Consider the following 24,208-nt stretch of genomic DNA (forward strand, 5'->3'; position numbering starts at 1 on the left):
CTAGAAATGAAATGAAACAGAGAAACTGAAGAAGATGGCTTACAGGTCTGATCCCATCTTCTACCTGAAACGTTGGCATGGGTTTTCCGAGTTTACGTTTTGGTGCTGGTAGAGATGTTTAATTAGAGAAGGAGCAGTGACATGGAACCAATCATTCGTATTGATAAATTGAATTTGTATTACGATCAATTTCATGCGCTTAAGAATGTATCAATGGAAATTCCAGAAAAAGCAATTACTGCGTTTATTGGACCGTCTGGCTGTGGTAAGTCGACGCTTCTACGGACGCTGAATCGGATGAATGACATGGTTGTCGGCACCCGAATTGAAGGCTCTGTACAAATAGCCGGTACAGAAATTTATGGTGACGATGTACAGGTGGAATCACTCCGCAAACAAGTGGGAATGGTATTCCAACAACCAAATCCATTTCCTAAATCAATTTATGATAATGTTGCTTACGGTCCTAGACTCCATGGGGTAAAAAATAAAGCCGAGTTGGATGAGATTGTTGAGCAAAGTTTGCGGCAAGCAGTTCTATGGGACGAGGTTAAAGATTTCCTGAAGAGATCCGCTCTTAGTTTGTCCGGTGGGCAACAGCAACGTTTATGCATTGCGCGTGCGATAGCTGTTCGTCCTGATATTCTGCTTATGGATGAAGCAACCTCGGCGCTCGATCCTATTTCAACTTTAAAAATTGAAGAACTAGTTGGACAACTCCAAGATAGGTATACTATTGTTATGGTAACGCATAACATGCATCAAGCGGCTCGTATTTCAGGTCGGACTGTGTTCTTCCTGAACGGTGAGATCGTAGAGGCCGGGGATACTAAGGAGCTATTCTCTACTCCACAGGATTCACGCACTGAAGACTATATTTCCGGACGTTTCGGTTAAGAGAAGGGAGCATATGATCTATGATTCAAAGAAAGGAATTTGATCGAAATCTAGAAGAACTTCGTCAGTTACTGGGGCAAATGGGAGAGCATGTGGAACATGCCCTACAGGAATCCATTCAGGCATTACACAGTTTGGATGTAAGCAAAGCTAAAGAAGTTATAGAGCGTGATCTTAAGCTTAATAGGATGGAAGAACAAATCATGGACATTGGTGCACGATTAATAGTGACCCAACAGCCAGTAGCCAAAGACCTTCGCCGAATTATCGTAGCATTCAAGATTTCTAGTGACTTGGAACGAATGGGTGATTTAGCGGTTGATATTGCTAAAGTAACATTGCGTCTGGAAGGTCAGACCTTGATCAAACCTTTGATTGACATTCCTAAGATGTCCGAGATGGTTGTTCTCATGATAAGTGAATCCTTAGAATCTTACTTGGAAGAAAATACGGATTTAGCGTATAAGATGGCTAAAGATGATGACGAAGTAGATCATTTATATAGTCAAATGATTCGTGACCTTTATTCTTATATGGTCGAGCATCCAGAACAAGCGATGTTGCTAACTTTGGTTGGACGCTATATTGAAAGAATTGCTGATCATGCGACAAATATTGGTGAGAGTGCTGTTTATCTGGTTACAGGACATCGCCCTGATTTGAATCAATAAAATAAGTTTCATATAAAAGGTAGTTCAAAAACTCATCTTTTGATCACGAAGTAAATCATGAAGCGAAATCGACATCGAATCTTGAAATTAGCCGGGCCAAGCATATGCTTACGGGGTATGTTTCCTACAGAAACATTTCAGGTGCTCACGTAGGTTTAGCCTACGCTCCGCTCCTCAGTCCCTAGCTTCATTCAACCTTCTGAAGCGTTTTGAAAAAACGCAGCATCGTAAGCATAGGCTCTGGTGCTGAAAAGCTGATTTTTTGAACATCCATTATAATCAAGAGGTTACCTTACAGGTTAAAGAAATCAACTTGTAGGGTAGCCTTTTTTGTTTTTTTATTAAAGGGAGGCTTGTGTTAGAATATAGGGAGGAGTATAGCTGAAGGAGTAGGTGCTGTATGGAAAAATTGATTCTTATTGATGGTAACAGTATTATTTACCGGGCATTCTTCGCTATGCCACCGCTAACAAATTCTAAAGGATTGCATACGAACGCGGTGTATGGATTCACGAACATGCTGCTACGTTTGATTCAAGAAGAGAAGCCAAGTCATATTCTTGTGGCGTTTGATGCGGGGAAAGAAACGTTTCGTCACGAAGGATATAAGGATTATAAAGGTGGTCGTGAGAAGACCCCCCATGAGTTATCGGAACAGTTCCCATTGATGCGAGAATTGCTCGAAAGCTTTGGGATTGCCTGGTTTGAGTTGTCCGGTTATGAGGCGGATGACATTATTGGTACGATCAGTAAAAAAGGAGAAGAGTCTGGTCGTCAAGTACTTATTGTTACAGGCGATAAGGATATGCTCCAAGTCGTTTCGGATAATGTAAAAGTAGCGTTGACCCGTAAGGGGATTAGTGAAGTAGAACCCTATGGACCGAAGGAGATTGAAGAAAGATACGGTCTTCGTCCAGAACAGATCATTGATCTGAAAGGATTGATGGGTGACACTTCGGATAATATTCCAGGTGTTCCAGGTATCGGAGAGAAAACGGCATTGAAGTTGTTGCATCAGTATGGATCGGTTGAAGAAGTATTGGCTCATACGGATGAAATGAAGGGCAAGATGAAAGAAAATTTAGTGAATCATGCGGAGGATGCGCGCATGAGTAAGAAGTTAGCTACCATTTTCTATGAAGTTCCCGTTGAGCGCTCATGGGAAGATATGGCCTTTGCAGGCGTGCAGGAGGATAAGGCTGCTCCAATGCTACATAGACTAGAGTTTAAGTCGCTACTCGAACGGCTAGACTTTACGGTTGGCACGGCAGGGGAGGCAACCTCTGACAGTAATGTTCAATCTTTGACAGAAGTAGATGTAACTATTGTAGATACGGCTACATTACCGGAACTTAAAGAACTTCTCCCACAAATCGAAATGATGTATGTGGAGTCTTATGGTGATAATCCTCATCACGCGATTGCAATGGGGATGACTTTATCGACCCCTGAACGTCACTTCTTTGTCCCTTTTGATTTTCTGAAGAGCAAGGAGGCAGAAGTTATAGTCGCCTGGCTAGGGGACGCTTCTGTGCCAAAACGAGGATATGATCTACACCGAGCGGATTTAGTACTGCATTGGTTAGGTATTACTTTGGCGGGCGAGGAGCATGATGTTCAACTGGCTGCTTATCTGCTTGACCCTACGGATAATAATCAAACCACTAGTGGATTGGCTGCTAAATATAAGTTGCCTATTATAGCATCTGATGAAGAGGTATATGGCAAAGGTGCTAAATTCAAAGTACCAGATCAGGAGATATTGAGTAAGCATCTGGCTAGGAAAGCTCAGTTGTTGTTACAGATCATGGAGTTACAACGAAATGAGCTTGAGAAGAATGAAATGAATAGATTGTTTTATGAGTTGGAAATGCCCTTGTCTCGTATTTTGGCAGACATGGAGAAGCAAGGTGTGGCCGTAAATCGGGATGATTTGATCCAGTTAGGCAAAGAATTTGAGTCACAAATTGCTAAATTGATGAAACAAATTTACGAGATTGCTGGTTTGGAGTTTAATTTAAATTCACCTAAACAATTAGGTGAGGTTTTGTTTGATAAGTTAGGTATGCCTGTGATGAAGAAGACCAAGACTGGTTATTCAACAGATGCCGAAGTTTTGGAGAAATTAGCTCCATACCATGAGATCGTTCAATATATTCTTGACTATCGTCAACTTGCTAAGTTGCAATCGACTTATGTAGAAGGATTGCTAAAGGAGATCTCGCCAATTACTGGGAAGGTGCATACGTATTACCGCCAGACCATTGCGGCTACAGGTAGACTTAGCAGTCAGTTCCCGAACTTGCAGAACATTCCGATTCGGATGGAAGAGGGCCGCAAGATTCGCAAGGTATTTGTTCCATCGGAGGAAGGTTGGTTCATACTCGCTGCCGACTATTCCCAGATCGAACTTCGTGTATTGGCTCATATTTCTGAAGATGAAGGGTTACAAGAGGCTTTCCTTCATGATCTGGATATTCATACAAAAACAGCGATGGATGTATTCGGTGTATCGGCTGATCAAGTAGATTCAAACATGCGCCGTTCCGCAAAAGCGGTTAACTTCGGGATTGTATATGGGATTAGTGATTATGGATTATCTCAGAACCTGAACATTACGCGTAAAGAAGCTGCTCAGTTCATTGAGAAGTATTTCCAAGCATTCGGGGGAGTTCGTCGCTATATGGACGATATTGTACTCGAAGCAAAGCGGGATGGTTATGTAAAAACACTCTTAGAACGTCGGCGTTATTTGCCGGAGATTAATGCTTCCAATTTCAATATTCGTTCGTTCGCCGAACGTACAGCCATGAATACGCCAATTCAAGGAACGGCGGCAGATATCATCAAGTTGGCGATGGTGTTGATGGATGAAGCACTTAAGAAGCAAGGATTAAAAAGCCGAATGTTATTGCAAGTACACGATGAGTTGGTATTTGAGGTTCCACCGGAAGAAATGGATATCATGAGTAAGCTTGTGCCAGAAATTATGGGTCAAGCCCTTCCGTTATCTGTTCCGCTCAAGGCTGAAGTTAGCAGTGGCTTAAATTGGTACGAAGCAAAGTAACTCTTATATTAACTGAATGAGGTGAGCAATATGCCGGAATTGCCTGAAGTAGAGACGGTTAGAAGAACATTGACCGAATTAATCGTTGGGAAAACCATTCAATCCGTGACCGTGTCGCTCCCAAGAATTATTCAGCGACCTGACGACATTAAGCGGTTTGAAATAGAATTAATCGGTCATCGAATTCTCGAGATCGGTCGGCGGGGTAAATTTTTGCGAATCATCATGGACGGTCTTGTTCTGGTATCCCATTTACGGATGGAAGGAAGATATGGTTTATATGACAAAAGCGATCCTGTTGAGAAGCATACTCATGTCATTTTCCATTTCACCGATGGTTCAGAGTTAAGATACAAAGATGTACGGCAATTTGGAACGATGCACTTGTTCCGAACTGGTGAGGAATTTACGATGAATCCATTAGCCAAACTGGGATTAGAGCCACTTGATAGTTCATTCACTGCAGAGGCTTTTCGTGAAGTGATTTCGGGGCGGTCGACCAAGATCAAACCGGCATTACTTAATCAGGAATATGTGGTCGGGCTGGGGAATATTTATGTGGATGAAGCGTTATTTAGAGCGGGAATACATCCTGAGTATCCTGCAAAAGAACTGAGCGCGGCTAAGCTTGACGAATTATATGAAGCGATTAAATCGACGCTGCAAGAAGCCGTGGACGCTGGAGGCTCTTCAATTAAATCATTTGTGAATGGTCAAGGGGAAATGGGGATGTTCCAGCATTCTTTCCAAATTTATGGACGAAAGGGTGAACCCTGTGTTTCTTGCGGACATGCTGTGGAGAAGACCGTCGTGGGGGGACGTGGCACCCACTATTGTCCGAACTGCCAAAGACCATTCACTTCTGATCAAAGTAATGAGGTGAAGGGATGAATATCGGTTTGACTGGTGGAATCGCATCGGGTAAGAGCACCGTTTCTCAAGAACTGGTGAAGCGAGGTGCAGTGTTAATCGATGCCGATGTAATTGCCAGGGAAATCATGGAGCCAGGTCACCCGGTACTTGGGACTGTGGTTGATACTTTTGGTCCCTCCATTCTGTTTCCAGATGGTACGCTGAACCGAAAAAGATTAGGAAGCATTATATTCTCAAATCCAGAGGAACGTAAAGCTCTTGAAGATATTACACACCCTGCGATTCGAGTGGAAATGCGTAGACGTATGGTAGAATATGAAGCTGAAGATCCTAAACGTCTGGTTGTTGCGGATATTCCTTTGCTATATGAATCCAGGCTCGAGGACTTATACGATGAGATCATGGTCGTTTATGTACCCAGAGAAATCCAACTAGAGCGGCTAATGCAAAGAGATGGCCTTAACCGCAAAGACGCGGAGGATAGGCTAAATGCGCAAATGGATATTGAAGCAAAGAGGGAGAGGGCGGATATATTGATTGACAATAGCCTCGGGCTGGACGAGACGTTAAGTCAGATCGATAACTTTATGCGGGACAAAGGTTTGTTATGAGGTGGCTTCGAAAAAAAAGGGTGCTGTTACTTTTATTCATCGGCTTTACAGGTATTTTATTTCTTAACTCGAGTTGGCTTTCGTTATTCTACCCGATTCAATATAAGGATGAAATTCGTTATCATGCGGAGAACAATGATCTTGATCCAAGGTTGGTTGCTGCAATTATACGGGTTGAGACCAATTTTAAAACGGGGGCTGTGTCTAAGAAAGGCGCGCTTGGTGTTATGCAAATTATGCCGGATACAGCTAAATGGGTCATTGAAAAAGCAAAGTATACGGATGTGGAACTTGAAAGGGTTAAAGAAGAACCAGCAACGAACATCGAGATTGGAACCTGGTATCTGAAATACTTGTTCGACCAGTTTGATGGGAATGAAATTGCGATGATCGCTGCATACAACGCGGGTCCAACTAATGTTAAGAATTGGATCAAGAGTGGGAGATGGGATGGAACACTCGAAGCATCAAAGGATATTCCGTTTGGGGAAACAAGACATTACGTTCAGCGAGTATCCCATTATTTTAAACAGTACTCCAAAATTTACGACGAATTCTAAGTTCAACGAAAAAAACTTCCCCTAAAGGGCAGGTTAGGGTATATATATTAAAGAAAGCACTGGAGGCGTGAGCCTACCAATGCTTTCTCTGATCGATTGGTTATTTAAATTGACCTGCAAGTGATTGTTCTGCCAGGGTCACTAAGCGTTTTGTGATGTAACCACCGATCGAACCGTTTTCGTATGAAGTCAGGTTACCAGCGTATCCATCTTTCGGGAAAGAAATGCCAAGTTCTTGAGCAACTTCGTATTTCATTTGTTCAAGTGCCCCGGAAGCTTGTTTAACCACCAGGTTATTCGAAGAGTTGTTTTGGCTCATGTTGTTCACCTCCTTGTGGTTGGTAACAGTATTATGTACAGGGATGACAAACTTCATTACGCATTTTATAAGTTATTTTTTGGAATTATTACAAAGAGATAAGAGATATTAGAGAAGGGAGGGCGGATGACTTGAAATGCCCCTATTGCGACTATTTAGGAACGAAAGTGCTGGATTCAAGACCAGCAAATGAGAATCGTTCGATTCGGCGCAGGCGTGAATGTGAGAAGTGTAGTCGTCGGTTCACTACCTTTGAAATGGTGGAGGAAATGCCTCTCATCGTAATTAAGAAGGATGGTAGCCGTGAGGAATTCAGCCGCGAGAAAATGTTGCGTGGTTTAATTCGAGCTTGTGAGAAACGGCCAGTATCTGTTGAGCAACTTGAATCGATTGTCTCCGAAGCGGAACGTTCGCTGCGGCATTCAGCTAATGCTGAGGTTGAGAGCAGGGAAATCGGTGAATTAGTTATGGAACAACTTTATCCGGTTGATGAGGTCGCATTTGTGCGTTTTGCTTCCGTATATCGTCGTTTTAAAGATATTAATATGTTTATGAAAGAGCTCAAAAATCTATTGTCCAAAAATACAGGATCCGACAAATAAAATAGGACAAGCCCTATCAAATACATCTGCGAAATCCGCAGATGTATTTTTTTACACTGCGTTAACAAAACTAATACAGAGAGTTTATATTCCGTTTATATAATTGGTATTGTACAAACAAATAAGGGGGATACCTAAGAAATGAAAAAGAGTTTGATGTTGGTTTTGACACTGATCCTTACTTTCACATTGGCCGCATGCGGTCAAAACAACACTGCAAAGAATAATACTTCAGGATCGAATGGAGGAAATTCTACAGGTTCCGAGTTGTCCGGGTCGATTCTAGCTGTCGGTTCTTCTGCACTTCAACCACTGGTTGATCAAGCTTCTCAAAAGTTCATGGATTTAAATCCGAAGGTGTCTATCCAAGTGCAAGGTGGAGGCAGTGGAACTGGGCTGACTCAAGTCTCTGGAGGGCAAGCTGACATTGGTAACTCTGACGTATTCGCTGAGGAAAAGCTAGAAGCGGCTGAAGCGGGTGAATTAGTTGACCATCAGGTAGCAGTTGTTGCTATGGCTACAGTTATTAATCCAGATGTGAATGTTGATAACTTGACAAAAGATCAACTAGTCCAAATTTTTACCGGTAAGGTAACGAACTGGAGTGAAGTTGGTGGTAATGATCAAGCGATCCAAATCATCAATAGACCATCCAGCTCCGGTACTCGGGCAACATTTGAGAAATATGCGCTTGGAACAAAGACAGAAGATCTTAAAGGTGCAATTCAAGAAGATTCTTCCGGTACGGTTAAGAAGCTAGTTAGTGAAACACCTGGAGCTATCGGATATCTTGCTCTTTCCTATCTAGATGATTCAGTTAAAGAAGTGAAGTACGAAGGTGTAGAAGCAACTGTTGATAATGTAGCCAATGGAACTTATCCTGTGTGGGCATATGAACATATGTACACAAAAGGCGAGGCAAGTGAAGTAGTAAAAGCATTCCTTGATTTCATTGCATCTGATGAAGTTCAAAATGCTGATGTGGTTGAATTGGGATATATCCCAGCAAGCCAAATGCAAGTTAAACGCGATGTGGATGGAAACATCACTAAATAATAATGCATAACATCATATAGTAAGGAGAGAGGCGGAACCTTCTGCCTCTTTCTGTGCTGTGTAAAGGGAGAGGTTTCATGGCTCAGTCCGGCGGAAAGAAAAAGGTACAACCGCATATTATAGAGGAATGGACCGGTAAAATATATACTTCGTTATGTATCACTTTTCTGATTGTAACGATTTTCTCAATGGTTTTTTTTGTAGCATCTAAAGGATTAAGCTCATTCTTTGTAAATGGGATCAGCTTTGGTGAAATATTCGGAGGAACACAGTGGAAACCCGATGGAGAACCAGCGTTGTTTGGAGCATTGCCTTTTATCATCGGCTCGTTCAGCACATCGATATTAGCCGCGCTCATTGCTGCTCCACTTGGTATATGTGCAGCATTGTTTATGGTTGAAATTATGCCTAAATACGGAAAGAAATATTTGCAACCTGTTATTGAACTTCTTGCTGGCATACCATCTGTCGTTTACGGGTTTGTTGGATTAAGTGTAATAGTACCCTTCTATAGAGATATATTTCCTGGACAAGGACTGGGGATTGTTGCTGGAGCTACAGTTTTGTCTATTATGATCCTACCTACGATTACTTCGATTGCGACAGATGCACTTTCTGCTCTTCCTCCAGGACTTAAAGAGGGATCTTATGCTTTGGGAGCAACCAGATGGCAGACGCTATATCGTACAGTGCTTCCTACAACAATGCCTGCGTTAATGACAGGGGTTGTGCTTGGTATGGCGCGTGCATTCGGGGAAGCTCTTGCAGTTCAAATGGTTATCGGGAATGCACCTCATATTCCGACTTCCCTCTTTGAATCAACGTCGACACTAACAAGTGTCATCACTTTAAGTATGGGAAATACCGTTATGGGATCCATTCAGAACAATGTACTGTGGACCCTTGCGCTCATTCTTATGGCGATGACGTTCATCTTCGTATTTACAGTTCGTTGGCTTGAGAGGAGGGCAAAACGATGAGTGCAAAAACTGCAGATAAAGTAGCGACAGCGGTCATCATCACATTTGCAGGAGTTATCGTCCTGATTATGGCGGGCTTGCTTGGCTTCATTCTATTTCGCGGAGTAGGACATATCAGTTGGGATTTCCTGACTTCCGCACCGCAAACGATTAAGGCGGGTGGAGGAATAGGCCCTCAATTATTTAACTCTTTGTTTCTACTTGTTTTAACGATGATTATTACGATCCCACTCGGTTTGGGCGCAGGTATTTATATGAGTCAGTATTCAAAACCAGGGAAGGTTACGAATTTTATCCGTTTGATTGTTGAAGTGTTATCCTCGTTTCCTTCGATCGTCGTTGGTTTGTTCGGCTTACTCGTTATTGTTAATATATTTGGTTTTGGATTCTCATTATTCTCTGGCGCACTTGCGTTAACGGTATTTAATTTACCGTTGATGGTTCGTATCACAGAGCAGGCTATGGCTAGTGTTCCTCTGGCACAGAAAGAGGCTAGTTTGGCTTTGGGCTTGTCTAAATGGAAAACGATCAAATCGATTATGCTACCGATTGCCTTGCCAATCATTATAACAGGTACGATATTATCTGCTGGTCGCGTATTTGGAGAAGCTGCGGCACTGTTATTTACTGCAGGTATGAGTAGTCCAAGACTGGATTTCGGGAACTGGAACCCGCTAAGTCCTACGTCACCGTTAAATCCTTTTCGTCCCGCAGAAACGCTGGCCGTTCATATTTGGAAGATCAATTCCGAGGGCTTGGCCCCAGATGCGCCGGAAATTGCCGCAGGAGCTTCAGCTGTGTTGATATTAACCGTATTGATCTTCAATCTACTAGCGCGCTATATCGGGCGTTTAATGCACAAGAAATTTACGGCCACGAAATAGGAGGGCTATCATATGCAGAATATTGAATTGTCGGCCAAAGATTTGAGCGTATTCTATGGAGAGAAGCAAGCTGTAAAGAATATATCGCTTGATTTTGCTGCAAAGCAGGTAACGGCTTTAATAGGGCCTTCAGGCTGTGGTAAATCAACATTCCTTCGGAGCTTAAATCGGATGAATGATTTGATTGACGGAGCCCGGATTACCGGAGAAATTTGGATTGGGGATGAGAATGTAAATGACCCCAAGACAGATGTCGTTCTGCTTCGGCAGAAAATCGGCATGGTATGGCAGCGTCCTAATCCTTTTCATAAGTCCATATATGAGAATATCGCCTTTGGACCACGTTATCATGGAATTAAGAATAAGAAGAAGCTGGATCAGATTGTCGAGGAATCATTGAGAAAAGCAGCATTATGGGATGAGACGAAAGATCGACTGAACAAGTCGGCGCTTTCGTTATCAGGGGGACAGCAACAACGTCTATGTATTGCTAGATCAATTGCCGTTAGTCCAAGCATTATCTTAATGGATGAACCTGCTTCAGCGCTTGATCCCGTCTCTAGTGCCAAAATTGAAGAGCTCATTGCCGATTTAAAGCAGGAGTTCTGTATTATTATCGTAACACACAATATGCAGCAAGCTGCCCGTGTATCTGAGAAGACGGCTTTCTTCTTGATGGGTGATCTTGTGGAATATGGTGATACTAGCAAGATGTTTACGAACCCTTCTGAGAAACGTACGTCTGATTATATCTCAGGGAGATTTGGATAATTAATGTCAATTATGGAATAACCCGGGTTGCTTATGAAGCAGCCCGGGTTATTTAATGTTGAATATATTTAGATTACAGTAAGGAGATAACGAGAAGGTTATAGAGAACGAGTGGTAGAATAACGTCATTAAAGCCAGGACCGCCAAAACCAGGTCCACCGAAGAAAGCACGGTAATGTGGTTGATGACCTTGTTGTCCTAGTCCGGGATACTGCCCTCCATGATGCCCTTGGCCCCCTTGATGTCCCGGCATAGGATATCCTCCATGATGATGGTGCCCGTCTTGATGCCCCCAATTCCAATACTGCCCTCCATGGTGCCCATCTTGATGGCCCCAGTTCCAATACTGTCCATCATGATGTCCGCCATGTTGCCCTCCATGACCAGGGATAATTATGAACATATGGTCGCCATCCATATGAGATAGTCTACCTTCATAAGTGATTCCATCTACAGTTTGAACACGTACCGGATGATTAGCATATTGATTTCCAAGTTGATGGACCTTATTTTTAACTCCTTGCATGGCTTTAATTGAATTATCATCGGCTCTATAAATAACTTGACCTTGCCCTTGGCTTTGACCTTGCCCTTGTAAAGACATAAGTTTATTACCTCCACTAAGTCATTTTTTTCTCATACCGTATCGTATGCGATAGCCTATAGGGAGGTGCCTACAAAAAAGGCGCTAGAGTTCATCCGCTCTAAACGCCTTTTTAAGATTTTTTCTTTTTACCTTTCTTCTCCGTATCTTCACGTTCTTTAAGCAAAGAATAAAATGCGAATAAATCCCCAAGTACTTGAAGACCCGCGGCGATAATAGCTAGGTCCTCGGCCGTTAAGTCATTATTAACTAAATTAAATTCTTCATCTTCTAAAATATTGTTCCTTCTTGGCAAGGATATCACCTGCATTGAATTGTATTAGCTACATCATATGCAATGATGGAACATCTGGAGTAGGCAGACAACATCATAATGTTGGTAGCAATGCTGTTAAGCTTATATTTTTTGTAGCTCAACAAGTGCCGTGACTGAAAAGGCTATGCCCTAATATGATGGTCTATACTTCTGAAAAGGGAGGGAATACAATGTCGGGATGTTGTAACGAAGGTATTGTCGGAGGAGCAGGATTATGGACTTCTACAGGGGTAATATTGGTTTTGTTCATTCTTCTTGTAATCGTATCAAGAGCGTGCCTTATCTAGTGTTACAAAGACACCCTGCGTGAAAAAAAAGGTCCAGCAAATCATTTTGCCGGGCCTTTTTATTTTGTTATATTTATCTATTTTAAATTAAATATTTACCAAAGCGTTGCATACCTTCTTGTACTGCAAGCTCTAAAGATGATTCTATGTGAAGGTCTTTCTCCCACCACCAATTCTTGATCACGGATTTACCATTTTGATGGTGTTTCTCTGGTTCAAACCTAGCGATTAATTGATCGCCATATAGTACTGGTAATACATAATAACCATATTGACGGTCCACTGCAGGCTTATAAACTTCCCAGCGATATTCGAAATTAAATAATTCCTTAATCAAATTTCGGTCCCAGAGCAGGTTATCTAGAGGTGCCAGAATCCTGACGTGGGGCTTGCTCAGAGCATCTTGTTTGGTAATGCCTTCTAGCATAGGCAAATTCTCAGAACGAATGTATAGAGGAAAAGTCATATTTTCTATGGTAACTTCCACGATTTTATGATTAGTAAGTAGACGGCTAAAGGCTTCGTTTCGCTCTTTACTCTTAAAACCACTGCCAATGGAGGGCTGAATGCCAAGCCATGCATCACTTGGACGATTCCATAGCAAACCAATACTATCGATTCTTCTCAGTACAAACCAGTCGAAGAAGTCTTGTTCGGTAGCGTTTGGTTCAGGACTATGAAGAACACTTGTGGTTATATGGCGCTCCGCGAGGTCGTAATATTTCCGAGTGCGAACCTTATGATGAATTACAAGCTCACCCGCATAATACATTCCCTCGAGGGCAGCCCTAGCCATTCTTGTCTCTCCATAGTGCCAATCGACCTTGTCTTCAAATTCAAAGTCTGAAGAGCAACAGGCGCCTTGGGTCGTTATTTTCTTCACAATCGCTTCAATAATATCTCTATGTTGGTTGCACCAAGGTATGTACTTCGCCCTGAATCTTGAGAAATAAGGCCAATCTTCAGCGAGGCAGATTGACATGTTCTTGTCCCATTGGTCAATCAGCTGATAGTCAGTATACAACAGCTCTCGTAGTTGGTCAGGACGATAATTGCTAATACGTGATTGTAATATTAGATCCTGATTTTGGCCGACAACATTAAGCGGATCATATTGAATACAACGTACCCTGTTCATATAATCCATTACACCTGAAGTACCCGATAAGATATCACGGTCTAGAAAGTGGTAATGTATTAGAAACCGTCTTGCTTGCTCTTTGCTTATCCGTATACTCATAATGATTAAACCTGCCCCTTATGGTATTTATTCTCATTATATGCGAACGTATGATCTTTTTGAATATAGAATCGAAAAAAATCCCCGCTTGATTTGAAATCTGGCGGGGTTTTCTTAAGGGAAGTCTAAATTTTTGGTTCGAAAGTTTTGCAGTCGGTCTCTGCTGAATTCTTGGCGTGCTTTCCCTGATGACTTACTACATAAATGGAGGAAGCAGCGCATTTATTTCCAGCTGCCCAATAATTACAATTGTTTACCTCGCAAAGAACATCTTTTGCCATAGTTGGTTCACCCCCTTACCTTATTAACTAGGATGATCAGGATATGGGGGGGATATACATTTAGGATGAACTATGGAAGAATCACACGCCTTGCGGAAATAAGGCATCAAGTGCCGGACAAGGCCGTTTCTCAAGATATTGTTCAAGTGGGGCAGGCATGTTGGAGTAGATATCTTTTAATGATGTGCCTTGATATATATTTCCGATGATGATCGGATGACACAGCTCAGAAATGAGTATATCGCCATTACCGTGTAAATGAAGTTGTTTCATCCCTTCGATACAGTGGGGGAAGTATACCCCAGGCTGTTCTTCAAATCCAAGTGCTTCAGCAAAACGATCCATACACGTAAAGTAGAGAACGGTGTCCTCCTTCTTGTGTTGAATTAAATCATGTACTGCTTGTTTCAACGCATCGCGAGCGGCGATCGCCTTCCAGCCCGTGTGATCCATGATGATACTATTCTGAATTTCATGGGTGCGCACACCTAATTGGTACACCTTTTCGCTAATGGCCTGCATATTATGCTCAGTCTCGGCGAATAGAAGAGTTTCGAGAACCGTATCGATGCTAGTTGTCGCGCACATGGCAATATTACGACATATCTTATCATAAACACTTGGATGTACATTATAGTAGTTAGAATGACTCTCAGCAGTAGTGAAGTTAAAGGAGAAATGAATGGTCGTTAATCCGGCGTTCGCTAATTGCTGAATCCGTTCGGGATTAAGTAAGCTACCATTAGAGTTTAACTGAGTTTCAATCCCTTTGGAGCGACAATAGGCAACAATCTCTACACAGTCTTGAAACTTGAGGGTTACCTCGCCACCAGACAGTCGTACTCGCTTGATCGTTGGGATCTCTTCGAGTATACGAATAACTTCTTTACCGTCAATGGATTCTCCATCGTTTCTATTATATGCGCAGCAATAATCGCAACGAAAATTACAATTGGAGGTAACACCGACCTCGAGTGCCTCTAGCTCATATGTAACAGGCTTTTCTAACTCAAGAAATTTATATTTTATATTGTTCATAGTTTTAAAGTCCTCCTGAGAATGATGTGTATTTGAAAACATTCAACCTTTAGGATTATAAAGCTTTATCTATTTTCGGTTTGTGATTTTTTTAACTCCAAATTTAAAGATCATTATCGTTAGATGGAGGGTAGAGTTTTCAATTTGGAATTGAAATTGATGCTGATATTGTATTTCAATAAGAAAATTGCTAATATAAACTTACAATGATGAGAGGACTGATGAATGGACAATGATTAACTAATCTATATTTTTATTTGAAATGAATAACTTCAAACTACAAAATATAGGGTTAGTCTATCATTTTTCATAAATCGGTTTTCACTTGAATGATCATGAATCTATTGGTGAAAAAGAACTTTTTCATCGAAGTGAAAGACTAATCCTTCCGATTACGAATGGGGAGGATTTTTTTGTTCTCTCATAGAAATATTGATACTTTTTATCTGTAGGATAAAGGGGAGGAAGAAATGAATAATTCAGACACTACCGTTACACATGTAATGCTCCGTATAAGTCGATAATATCAATTAAACTTATACGGAGGAATTAACATGTCAATGATACAAGTACAAGACTTAACTTTTTCTTATCCAAGCAGCTTTGACAATATTTTTGAAGGCGTAAACTTTCAGATTGATACGGATTGGAAACTTGGATTTATCGGTAGAAATGGACGAGGTAAAACAACATTCTTTAATTTGTTATTGGGGAATTATGAATATAGCGGAAAAATCACGTCTTCGGTGGATTTTAATTATTTTCCTTATCCTGTTTCAGATAAAAATAAGTATACCTATGAAATCCTTGCAGAAATTTGTCCCCAAGCAGAAGATTGGGAATTTCTTCGCGAAATATCCTATCTTGATGTTGATGCCGAGGTCATGTACAGACCATTTAGTACATTATCCAATGGAGAACAAACGAAGGTATTACTTGCCGCACTATTTTTGAATGAAGGCCAATTTCTATTAATCGATGAGCCAACCAATCATTTAGACACCGATGCACGTAAGATAGTCTCAAATTATTTGAAGAAGAAAAAAGGGTTTATTTTAATTTCTCACGACAGAATCTTTTTAGATGGATGCGTTGACCATATCCTGTCAATTAATAGAGCTAATATAGAAGTTCAAAGTGGTAACTATTCTTCATGGAAGTTAAATTTTGATCGACAACAGGAACATGAAGAAGCAACGAATGAGCGTCTACAAAAAGACATCGGGAGATTAAAAGACTCCTCCAAGCGTTCTACAGGTTGGTCTCATCAAGTAGAAGCTTCTAAAAATGGGACAAGGAATTCGGGTTCTAAGTTAGACAAGGGGTTTGTCGGACATAAAGCGGCAAAGATGATGAAGAGAGCAAAGAACATTGAATCCAGGCAACAAAAAGCGATTGAGGAAAAGTCAAAACTGCTCAAAAATGTGGAAAAAACCGAGTCATTAAAATTAGAACCATTGGAATTTCAGGCAAAAGAATTGGTTGTTTTGGCTGATGTATCGATTCAGTATGATGATCAAATCGTGAATAAGCCAATTAGCTTTACCGTTGAACAAGGCGAGCGAATTGTACTTGATGGGAAAAATGGAAGCGGAAAAAGCAGTATCTTAAAACTAATTTTAGGAAATCCGATACAACATACGGGCTCAATCAATTTAGGTTCTGGACTTATCATTTCTTATGTTCAGCAGGATACTTCTCATTTGAAGGGACAGCTATCAGATTTCATTGTAGAGCATGAGATTAATGAATCATTATTTAAATCGATCTTACGTAAGATGGATTTTGACCGAATACAATTTGAGAAAGATATATCGCATTATTCTGGTGGACAAAAGAAAAAGCTGCTTATAGCCAAAAGTTTATGTGAAGAAGCTCATTTATATATTTGGGATGAACCTTTAAATTTTATTGATCTTTATTCACGTATGCAGATTGAAGAGCTTATTCAAGATTTTAATCCCACCATGGTTATTGTGGAGCATGATCTGGCTTTTCAACAAACCATTGCAACCAAAACGATATATATGTAATTAAATTTGAAAACTTGAAGATCAAATTTTTTTTCAAAATGAGATTAAAAATTTCAGTAAGAAAAACCCCCGCTAGATTTGAAATCTGGCGGGGGTTTTCTTAAGGAAGATCTAGATTTTGGGTTTCTTTCGATGATGGATTGTCAGGGGCTCGAACCCTGGACCTGCCGATTAAGAGTCGGCTGCTCTACCAACTAAGCTAACAATCCTTATCAATATGAAGTCCTCATGGTGGAGAATAGGGGGCTCGAACCCCTGACCTCTTCGCTGCCAGCGAAGCGCTCTCCCAGCTGAGCTAATTCCCCGTGAAAAAACGTTGCTTAAGTATTATACAAAATAAGTAGCTAATAATGCAAGAGAAAATTTTGGGCTTGTAAAAGGAGAGGAACAGTAATGTGATTTTTACAAATTAGCCAATAAGAGGATGCCAGCGAGGGGCATCCTCTTAAATGCAAAGCTCTTCCAATCTTCATTGTTTATTTAGCTACTGTTTCATATTGATGGCTGCATTTTCACCAGCGATACGTCCAGAGTTCCAAGCAAAGCCAGTTGCCAAACCTTCAAAAGTAGGGCAGCTTGTGATATTACCATAGAATCCGGCCGCATCGTTACCTACAACGTACAAGCCTGGGATAGGTTTAAGATTCTCATCTGTTGCTTGTAGTTTTTCGTTAACGCGTACGCCACCAAGTGTGCCTAGGTTACTAATTTGCATTTTGATTGCGTAGAAAGGTCCTTCTTTTACTTCATAAACCAAGCTTTTTTCGCTTTTTCCTAAAGGATCTTCCTTTGTTTGTACGGCTTTATTGTACTCTTCTACCTAGAAGTAAGACGATCAGATTCCATATCCAAGTTTTTAGCTAATTCTTCTAAAGTGTCACCTTTCGTGATAATTCCTTGTTTCACACCTTCTTCAGCTACTGCAGTGAAGTCACCGGGTTCCATGTTAGGACCACCAACAGCGGTATCCATTGTTAATGTTTTACCATCTGTATAGCTTTTCAGTGTATTGGTATCAACTAAGATATAGTAGACACCGCCTACAGATTAACCTGCGTTTGATGTTTGAGCCGTATCCCATACAAGTTCTTCATTTGCGTAGCGATTATCAGATTGATCGATCCACATTAAGGGAGAACGAGTGATTCGATTCTCATGTATTACTCTTGTTACTCTCTTTCATACTTATCTATTCTACCAAGGAAAACATAGTCAGAACAATATACATGCTCTCCATTTGGAATCGTTATGAGCGGCTCTTTAATAATTCGATTCTGGAGGTTCACATCGATTGTGTGGATGCTAGTCCATGTATAGTAGATGTTTTTGTTTAAAGGGAGGTTTCGACCATGCTCTTCTTTAGTAAATGGACAAAGTTCTGAGCAGACTTAGATAAGTAATGATTCTTCAACCATATGATTCCGACCGAAGAAGACAATGTAGTGCTCGAGATTTTATAACTCTGTATAGGATATCCTTTATGACGTTTAAGTATAGTTTCTGGAACGATAGACGCGCCAAAGCCAGATGAGACTAGATCCATCAAAAGCGTAATATCGGAGCATTCACTAACTATATTGGGATGTAGCTGAAACCGAGAAAATGCTTCCGTGATTAAATAGTGCACCCCAAGCCCTTCGGTACTCGGCAAAATGAGTGGAAAGTGTTGAATATCAGCAAGGGAAACTTCATGATCAAATGCCTTCTGTAGTGTGGAAGTAATAAAGTAAAAAGGTTCTGTATGAAGATGAAGCACGGAGAAATGCTCCAACTCAAGTGGTAATCGAATGATAGCCAGCTCGACTGCGCGGTCTCTGACCAATCTACAAAGGTGGGAAGATTCATTTTGCTGAATTTTGTAGGTTACCTTAGGGTAATGTTCCTGAAATTGATGAAGTAATCCGGGTAACTCAACGACAGAGAACGTATTGATGCCGAGCGTTAATCTTCCGTTTATCCCGTTTCCGACTTCCTTAACTTCCATTTTGGCTTCTTCCATTAGCTGAGTCATTTGCAAAGCATATTTATATAAAGCTTTTCCAGCTTCCGTTACTTCTAGAAACTTCCCGCTTCGTTCAATTAGCTTTGAACCAAGTTCCTCTTCCATTGTTTTTAATTGCTGGCTTAACGGAGGTTGACTGATATGGAGCCTTTCAGCAGCAGCGGAGATTTTTCTTTCTTCAACTATAGCTATGAAATATCGCAGCTGTCTTATGTCCATCCTTGAACACACACCTTTCTTGTATATGAAAAAAATAAGAAAAACAATTTATTTTAATATTTTTCATATAGCAATTTCCATGTTAGCATATTTGTATTGAAGAAAAAAGGAGTGGTATGGAAAGTGATGGAAACAGCATACTGGTTAACAAATGTCGCATTAGAAACTGGCTACCACTTTGAAAATGGTGAAGTTATCGGGACTGAAACAGATAGCTTCCATATACAAATTGTAGATGGACTCATAGTAGACATAATTCCGGCGAATAAACCCATTGCAACGAATTTACCTATACATGATGCCAATCATTACTTATTACTTCCATCCTTCAGAGATATGCACATTCATCTTGATAAAACCTACTATGGAGGTCCATGGAAAGCACCAACGATTGCTACTAAGGGAATTATGACCAGGTTGGAGGAAGAGACAGAATTACTTCCGCGTCTACTGCCTGTTGCCCAAGAAAGAGCTGCAAAATTACTGGATTTGCTGCTGCGATCTGGTTCAACACACATTCGTACGCATTGCAATGTTGATCCGGCGATTGGTTTGAAGAATTTAGAAGCGATCCTGCGAGTAGTGGAAGCTTATCAAGAAAAAGCTTCTGTAGAAGTTGTGGCCTTCCCGCAACACGGATTATTACGCAGCAATTCTGTGGCCCTGGTTAGAGAAGCATTACACAATGGGGCCTCATTCGTCGGAGGTGTTGATCCAGCATCGATTGACCAAGACATAGAGAAGTCTTTACAAAAGGTAATGGAGCTTGCGGTAGAAGCAAATGCAAATATTGACCTTCATATACATGATCCAGGTCATCTTGGTATATTCACGTTCAAGCGTCTGGCTTACTTAACGGAGCAGGCTGGCTGGCAAGGGAGGGTCACCATAAGCCATGCATTGGCCTTTACCGACATTTCATCTCAAGAAGCAGGTGAAGTAGCAGAGCTGTTGGCACATCAGGGAATATCAATTACATCATCAGTTCCGATTGGAAGGACGATACCGATTCCTTTACTTCATGACAAGGGAGTGGAGATATCCCTAGGTGATGATAGTATTACGGATCATTGGTCTCCATTCGGAAAAGGAGATAGCTTGGAGAAAGCGGGCGTATTAGCGGAACGATTCGGGCTCATTGACGAACGTTCTTTAGGGCAAACCCTGGGGTATATTACTGGAGGCATAACACCTTTAAATAATGAGGGTCAACGTATGTGGCCTAATGTAGGTGACAATGCAGATTTCGTGCTAGTTGATGCGACCTGCTCAGCTGAAGCTGTTGCTAGGAGAGCAAGAAGAATCGCTGTTTTGTTTAAAGGAAACCTCGTTGCGGGTTCACTATAATTTTACTACAGAAAGGTAGATGGCTGATGAGATCTTCATTTTGGTTAACAAACGCTCGATTAGAGAATGGCTATCATTTTGAGAATGAAGTCATAATGGGCACTAAGACTGATTGCTACCATCTGTTCATTGAGGATGGAAAAATTGCGAGAATATTGCCCTCTAGTGACATCATTACAGATGACCTTCCAAAAAAAGATGTTAAAGGGTTATTGCTGCTTCCATCGTTCACGGAAAAACACTGTCATTTGGATAAAACGTTGCTGGGTGACCGATGGCGTGCAGTAACACCTGCAAATACGATTTTTGAACGATTTGAAATAGAGAAAGAAGTGCTGTCTTCGTTGGAGACATCTACCCAAGAACGTGCAGAAAGATTACTGGATCATTATTTGAAATCAGGAGTTACCCATGTTCGTACACATGTGGATATTTATCCCGAGGTTGGATTGAAGAATTTAGAAGAGGTTCAACAAGCTTTGCAAACATTTGAAGGAAAGTTGTCTTATGAAATAGTCGCTTTTCCGCAACACGGTTTACTGCGCTCGAAGGCAAAAAATCTAATACAAGAAGCCCTTCGCCATGGAGCAAGCTTAGTAGGTGGTGTTGATCCTGCTACAGTAGATGGTGATATTGAAGCTTCACTGCAAGAAATGGTTGAGCTTGCTGCGCAAAGCAATGTTGGAATCGATTTGCATTTACATGATGCCGATCATCTAGGTATATTTACTATAAAAAGACTGGCGCAGCTAACAAAAGAAGCGGGTCTCCAAGGCAAGGTTGCCATAAGTCACGCATTTGGACTTGGGGATATCTCGGGGGCTCAAGCAGAAGGCATGGCAGAACTATTAGCTGATGCAGGGATATCCATAATTACAAGTGTACCAATTAACCGTAAGTTCCCACCTGTTGGCTTGTTGCACGCAAGAGGAGTATCTGTGGCGCTCGGATGTGATAATATATTTGATGTTTGGTCACCTTTTGGAAATGGTGATATCTTGGAACGAGCGGGGCGTTTAGCGGAAGTATCAAGATGGGCAGATGAGAGTTCATTAGCTCAGACACTACATTTTATTACGGGCGGGCAGACACCACTCAATCCTGAAGGACAACAAATCTGGCCGCGAGTTGGAAACGATGCAAGTCTCGTATTTGTTGAGGCATCTTGTTCTGCTGAAGTCATTGCGAGAAGATCGAAATCAGTAGCTACGATGTTCAAAGGAAAGATTGTTTCAGGTGCAATTTAATCTCAGTGTTGTATACCTTTAATTTATCAGTCGGATAAATGGATAGCATAGATTACAACCAAAATGGTAGGTCAAGGTGTATATCCTTGCCTGCCATTTTTTTGATTGATGTAATTACAGTAAAGTTAGACAAAGCCGATAATTGTTAACAAATGGAATAGAAGCGTTAGAGCAGGCGGGGAAGGAGCCCGATATTATTCTGCTCGACATCAACATGCCTGCGATGGATGGACTTGGGGTATGTACAATCATCAGAAATCATGTTTCATTCTATTCCTGACAGCAAAGGTTGAGGATGCTGATAAGATTAATGGCTTTCGCGTGGGTGGCGATGACTATATAGTGAAGCCGTTCTCCATAGAAGAACTTGGTGCAAGAGTTGCAGCTCATTTGCGTCGAGAGATGCGAAATCAAACCAAATCGAAGGTAATCTTTGCGGGTGATTTGGTGATTCTTAGGTGCTGTTGGGATGTTCTTCAGTAGAATCAGTGGCAATATAGCGGTTGGTTACATGATACCACTCGTTTATTATGTGTTTAATATAGGGGGGAAGAAGTAAGTATCTTGGAAAGTTCTATCTATTTTCGATGGTCAAAGAGAGTTTTGAAGAGAAGTATTGGCTTATGGGTACTGCGATTTTGCTGGTTGTTGTCACTTTGTTAATTCAAACTGTGATTAGAAGGGTGAGATAAGGAAGAAAAAACATAAATGAGAAGGTATTTTATACAAATTCGTCGAAATTTCCAATTATCGTAAAACCTACATTTTAGGAGGTATATATTTTGGATCATTCGACTGGATATTCTGAACAGATCTACAATCATGTTGAAAAGCATGTTGGTACAATTAATAATGTGTATAAAGAAATCGTACCAGATCATTACACAGTAGACATACTAGTTGTTAATCCTACACCTAAGCGGAATTATTATACTTTAATTACATCTGGAATGAGTGCATTACCTATGACGGTTCCAGAAGGAGCGGAGGAATATAGACATGCTGAAGTTATGATATGCCTTCCCCCTTCCTGGAAATTGTCAGATGAGGCTTTTAAGGATGAACGAAATTATTGGCCAATTCGGGCGCTAAAAGTAATAGCAAAGTTTCCACATGAGTATAATACTTGGCTCTATTTTTGGCATACAGTTGCGAATGGTAATCCAGCAAAAGCATACAGTGATGATGCATTATTTCAGGGTATGTTGCTCTTGCTTCCAGAGGTAGAAGATAAAGGAGGTTTCTTTAACTTAAATATTTCCGACGAAAAAGTGGTGCATTTCTATAATTTATTTCCACTATATGCTGAGGAAGTTGATTATAAGCTGAAGAATGGCGAGGAAGCCCTAATAAATAAATTATTTAAAGAGGGAGTTAGTGAATTTGTGGATATTTCCCGTAAGAATAGCTGTAAGAAAAAATGGGGGCTTTTCTAAACCTAATTGCTAGATTACTTTAAGGAGGGGCATTCCTATGTCAATTTACCCGCAAATAGAAGGAACAATTACGGAAATATTCTGTAACGAGCGGTCCATAACCCTCTACTTCCCTAAGGAATATCATGATCAATCGGATCGACTGTTTCCTATCCTCTTGGTACACGATGGTGCTGAATTATTTCAGGATGCTCTAATAGAAATCGAAGAGAATGTAAGCGAAGGAGTTGCAGCCCCAGTTGTCTTAGCAGGGGTATCCTCTACCGTGCGTAATGATGAATATACACCGTGGCCGCACCCGGCTCTAGCAGATCATTTTCCCGCTTTTGCTGGAGAAGGTGCATCGTACTTGGATGCCATAGAAAACGAAATTATTCCTTGTATTCAAAGTCTGTACCGAATATCGTTAGATCCTTGGGACCGAGCAATAGGAGGCGCTTCATTAGGGGGACTTATCTCGTTATATGCGATGTATAAGAAAAGCCACCTATTCAAAAAATATATGCTTTTATCTAGTTCACTTTGGTATGAAGGTTTTATAGAATTTATGTCGTCAGAGCCGTTAGATCCTGCTTTACAGGCTTATATGTACATCGGTGAAAAGGAAGGCATAACCAAACAAAATATACAAAGGAACATGGTGGCCAATAACAAATTAGGTTATCAGATTCTAAGTGATAAGCTTCATTCACTGTCCAAGCAACTCTGCTTCGAGACTGATCCTGAAGGTGTTCACGATGATCCTTATTTTATTAAGTATTTTATCCGTGGACTAGCTATTTTGTTTCCTGGTGCTAAGTAATAATATAAAGCCTTCCTTTAAAAAAAATAGTTGATAATGAGAATCATTATCGATATAATTATCAA

27 protein-coding genes, 2 tRNA genes and 1 pseudogene are annotated in these 24,208 nt (G+C 41.0%); 19 read left to right on the plus strand and 11 right to left on the minus strand.

The window, feature by feature from the left end; all coding sequences use genetic code 11:
* The first annotated feature begins 141 nt into the window (after positions 1-141).
* The 6 genes from pstB (IEW05_RS04325) to IEW05_RS04350 all read left to right on the plus strand — a co-directional run bounded on the left by pstB (IEW05_RS04325) (position 142) and on the right by IEW05_RS04350 (position 6,679).
* Entirely contained in the window at positions 142-897 is a 756-nt protein-coding gene (gene pstB / locus IEW05_RS04325; RefSeq protein WP_188536165.1) for a phosphate ABC transporter ATP-binding protein PstB, read from the plus strand.
* Positions 898-917: 20 nt separating this feature from the next.
* A complete protein-coding gene (gene phoU / locus IEW05_RS04330) occupies positions 918-1,568 on the plus strand; it encodes a phosphate signaling complex protein PhoU (RefSeq protein WP_188536167.1) in 651 nt (216 codons plus the stop codon).
* A gap of 400 nt (positions 1,569-1,968) precedes the next feature.
* Positions 1,969-4,635 (plus strand): DNA polymerase I, encoded by a 2,667-nt coding sequence (gene polA / locus IEW05_RS04335; protein WP_188536169.1) that lies wholly within the window; start codon positions 1,969-1,971, stop codon positions 4,633-4,635.
* Between the two features lie 30 nt (positions 4,636-4,665).
* On the plus strand, positions 4,666-5,526 hold the full coding sequence (mutM, locus tag IEW05_RS04340) for a DNA-formamidopyrimidine glycosylase (RefSeq protein ID WP_188536171.1): 861 nt from the start codon (positions 4,666-4,668) through the stop codon (positions 5,524-5,526).
* Positions 5,523-6,119: a dephospho-CoA kinase gene (coaE, locus tag IEW05_RS04345; RefSeq protein WP_188536173.1), complete on the plus strand. Its 597-nt coding sequence runs from the start codon at positions 5,523-5,525 to the stop codon at positions 6,117-6,119. Before mutM ends, coaE begins: the two co-directional genes overlap by 4 nt.
* A complete protein-coding gene (locus tag IEW05_RS04350; protein ID WP_188536175.1) occupies positions 6,116-6,679 on the plus strand; it encodes a lytic transglycosylase domain-containing protein in 564 nt (187 codons plus the stop codon). The genes coaE and IEW05_RS04350 overlap by 4 nt, the downstream gene beginning before the upstream one ends.
* Before the next feature lie 100 nt (positions 6,680-6,779).
* On the opposite strand, the gene IEW05_RS04355 is transcribed toward IEW05_RS04350, so the two are convergent.
* Entirely contained in the window at positions 6,780-6,998 is a 219-nt protein-coding gene (locus IEW05_RS04355) for an alpha/beta-type small acid-soluble spore protein (protein ID WP_188536177.1), read from the minus strand.
* A gap of 131 nt (positions 6,999-7,129) precedes the next feature.
* Here IEW05_RS04355 and nrdR point away from each other — a divergent pair, with 131 nt between their 5' ends.
* From nrdR to pstB (IEW05_RS04380), 5 genes are all read left to right on the plus strand, one after another.
* Entirely contained in the window at positions 7,130-7,600 is a 471-nt protein-coding gene (gene nrdR, locus IEW05_RS04360) for a transcriptional regulator NrdR (protein ID WP_188536179.1), read from the plus strand.
* Positions 7,601-7,741: 141 nt separating this feature from the next.
* Positions 7,742-8,656 carry a phosphate ABC transporter substrate-binding protein gene (locus tag IEW05_RS04365; protein WP_188536181.1) on the plus strand — a complete coding sequence of 305 codons (915 nt, stop codon included), beginning with the start codon at positions 7,742-7,744 and terminating at the stop codon, positions 8,654-8,656.
* Between the two features lie 77 nt (positions 8,657-8,733).
* The gene (gene pstC / locus IEW05_RS04370) at positions 8,734-9,636 is read left to right on the plus strand and encodes a phosphate ABC transporter permease subunit PstC (protein WP_188536183.1); all 903 of its coding nucleotides are present in this window, start codon (positions 8,734-8,736) and stop codon (positions 9,634-9,636) included.
* Complete coding sequence (gene pstA, locus IEW05_RS04375; RefSeq protein WP_188536184.1) at positions 9,633-10,520, plus strand: phosphate ABC transporter permease PstA; 888 nt, start codon at positions 9,633-9,635, stop codon at positions 10,518-10,520. Before pstC ends, pstA begins: the two co-directional genes overlap by 4 nt.
* A gap of 12 nt (positions 10,521-10,532) precedes the next feature.
* The gene (pstB, locus tag IEW05_RS04380; protein ID WP_188536186.1) at positions 10,533-11,291 is read left to right on the plus strand and encodes a phosphate ABC transporter ATP-binding protein PstB; all 759 of its coding nucleotides are present in this window, start codon (positions 10,533-10,535) and stop codon (positions 11,289-11,291) included.
* A gap of 73 nt (positions 11,292-11,364) precedes the next feature.
* On the opposite strand, the gene IEW05_RS04385 is transcribed toward pstB (IEW05_RS04380), so the two are convergent.
* Both IEW05_RS04385 and IEW05_RS04390 read right to left on the minus strand, forming a co-directional pair.
* Positions 11,365-11,895: a hypothetical protein gene (locus IEW05_RS04385; protein ID WP_188536188.1), complete on the minus strand. Its 531-nt coding sequence runs from the start codon at positions 11,893-11,895 to the stop codon at positions 11,365-11,367.
* 112 nt (positions 11,896-12,007) lie between these two features.
* The gene (locus tag IEW05_RS04390; protein ID WP_229753251.1) at positions 12,008-12,190 is read right to left on the minus strand and encodes a hypothetical protein; all 183 of its coding nucleotides are present in this window, start codon (positions 12,188-12,190) and stop codon (positions 12,008-12,010) included.
* A gap of 191 nt (positions 12,191-12,381) precedes the next feature.
* Here IEW05_RS04390 and IEW05_RS25715 point away from each other — a divergent pair, with 191 nt between their 5' ends.
* Complete coding sequence (locus tag IEW05_RS25715; RefSeq protein WP_229753252.1) at positions 12,382-12,498, plus strand: YjcZ family sporulation protein; 117 nt, start codon at positions 12,382-12,384, stop codon at positions 12,496-12,498.
* Positions 12,499-12,580: 82 nt separating this feature from the next.
* On the opposite strand, the gene IEW05_RS04395 is transcribed toward IEW05_RS25715, so the two are convergent.
* From IEW05_RS04395 to IEW05_RS04405, 3 genes are all read right to left on the minus strand, one after another.
* The gene (locus IEW05_RS04395) at positions 12,581-13,738 is read right to left on the minus strand and encodes a DNA glycosylase AlkZ-like family protein (RefSeq protein ID WP_229753253.1); all 1,158 of its coding nucleotides are present in this window, start codon (positions 13,736-13,738) and stop codon (positions 12,581-12,583) included.
* A 125-nt stretch (positions 13,739-13,863) separates the two neighbouring features.
* Positions 13,864-14,019 (minus strand): DUF1540 domain-containing protein, encoded by a 156-nt coding sequence (locus tag IEW05_RS04400; RefSeq protein WP_188536192.1) that lies wholly within the window; start codon positions 14,017-14,019, stop codon positions 13,864-13,866.
* 81 nt (positions 14,020-14,100) lie between these two features.
* Positions 14,101-15,057, minus strand: a complete 957-nt coding sequence (locus IEW05_RS04405) for a radical SAM protein (protein WP_229753254.1) — start codon at positions 15,055-15,057, stop codon at positions 14,101-14,103.
* Between the two features lie 554 nt (positions 15,058-15,611).
* Here IEW05_RS04405 and IEW05_RS04410 point away from each other — a divergent pair.
* On the plus strand, positions 15,612-17,090 hold the full coding sequence (locus IEW05_RS04410) for an Lsa family ABC-F type ribosomal protection protein (protein WP_188536196.1): 1,479 nt from the start codon (positions 15,612-15,614) through the stop codon (positions 17,088-17,090).
* 136 nt (positions 17,091-17,226) lie between these two features.
* Here IEW05_RS04410 and IEW05_RS04415 read toward each other — a convergent pair.
* The 5 genes and pseudogenes from IEW05_RS04415 to IEW05_RS04430 form a co-directional block, all read right to left on the minus strand.
* Positions 17,227-17,299, minus strand: a tRNA-Lys gene (locus IEW05_RS04415).
* 20 nt (positions 17,300-17,319) lie between these two features.
* Positions 17,320-17,395: transfer RNA gene (locus IEW05_RS04420), tRNA-Ala, on the minus strand.
* Positions 17,396-17,574: 179 nt separating this feature from the next.
* Positions 17,575-17,895 (minus strand): annotated as a pseudogene (locus IEW05_RS04425) (FAD-binding protein); the annotation flags it as partial.
* A gap of 11 nt (positions 17,896-17,906) precedes the next feature.
* Entirely contained in the window at positions 17,907-18,035 is a 129-nt protein-coding gene (locus IEW05_RS25895; RefSeq protein ID WP_268238721.1) for a hypothetical protein, read from the minus strand.
* A gap of 385 nt (positions 18,036-18,420) precedes the next feature.
* Entirely contained in the window at positions 18,421-19,311 is an 891-nt protein-coding gene (locus IEW05_RS04430) for a LysR family transcriptional regulator (protein ID WP_188536198.1), read from the minus strand.
* Between the two features lie 126 nt (positions 19,312-19,437).
* Between IEW05_RS04430 and IEW05_RS04435 the strand changes: the two genes are divergently transcribed.
* The 6 genes from IEW05_RS04435 to IEW05_RS04455 all read left to right on the plus strand — a co-directional run bounded on the left by IEW05_RS04435 (position 19,438) and on the right by IEW05_RS04455 (position 24,143).
* Complete coding sequence (locus tag IEW05_RS04435) at positions 19,438-20,658, plus strand: amidohydrolase family protein (RefSeq protein WP_188540721.1); 1,221 nt, start codon at positions 19,438-19,440, stop codon at positions 20,656-20,658.
* Between the two features lie 26 nt (positions 20,659-20,684).
* Complete coding sequence (locus IEW05_RS04440) at positions 20,685-21,905, plus strand: amidohydrolase (RefSeq protein WP_188536200.1); 1,221 nt, start codon at positions 20,685-20,687, stop codon at positions 21,903-21,905.
* Between the two features lie 142 nt (positions 21,906-22,047).
* The gene (locus IEW05_RS26165; protein WP_229753256.1) at positions 22,048-22,185 is read left to right on the plus strand and encodes a response regulator; all 138 of its coding nucleotides are present in this window, start codon (positions 22,048-22,050) and stop codon (positions 22,183-22,185) included.
* Positions 22,146-22,388, plus strand: coding sequence for a response regulator transcription factor (locus IEW05_RS04445; protein WP_229753257.1), 243 nt, complete (start codon positions 22,146-22,148; stop codon positions 22,386-22,388). Before IEW05_RS26165 ends, IEW05_RS04445 begins: the two co-directional genes overlap by 40 nt.
* A 299-nt stretch (positions 22,389-22,687) precedes the next feature.
* Entirely contained in the window at positions 22,688-23,341 is a 654-nt protein-coding gene (locus IEW05_RS04450) for a suppressor of fused domain protein (RefSeq protein WP_229753258.1), read from the plus strand.
* Between the two features lie 37 nt (positions 23,342-23,378).
* Positions 23,379-24,143 carry an alpha/beta hydrolase gene (locus IEW05_RS04455; protein ID WP_188536202.1) on the plus strand — a complete coding sequence of 255 codons (765 nt, stop codon included), beginning with the start codon at positions 23,379-23,381 and terminating at the stop codon, positions 24,141-24,143.
* Positions 24,144-24,208: the final 65 nt, after the last annotated feature.

It is taken from the genome of Paenibacillus segetis, from assembly GCF_014639155.1.
Lineage (GTDB): Bacteria > Bacillota > Bacilli > Paenibacillales > Paenibacillaceae > Fontibacillus > Fontibacillus segetis.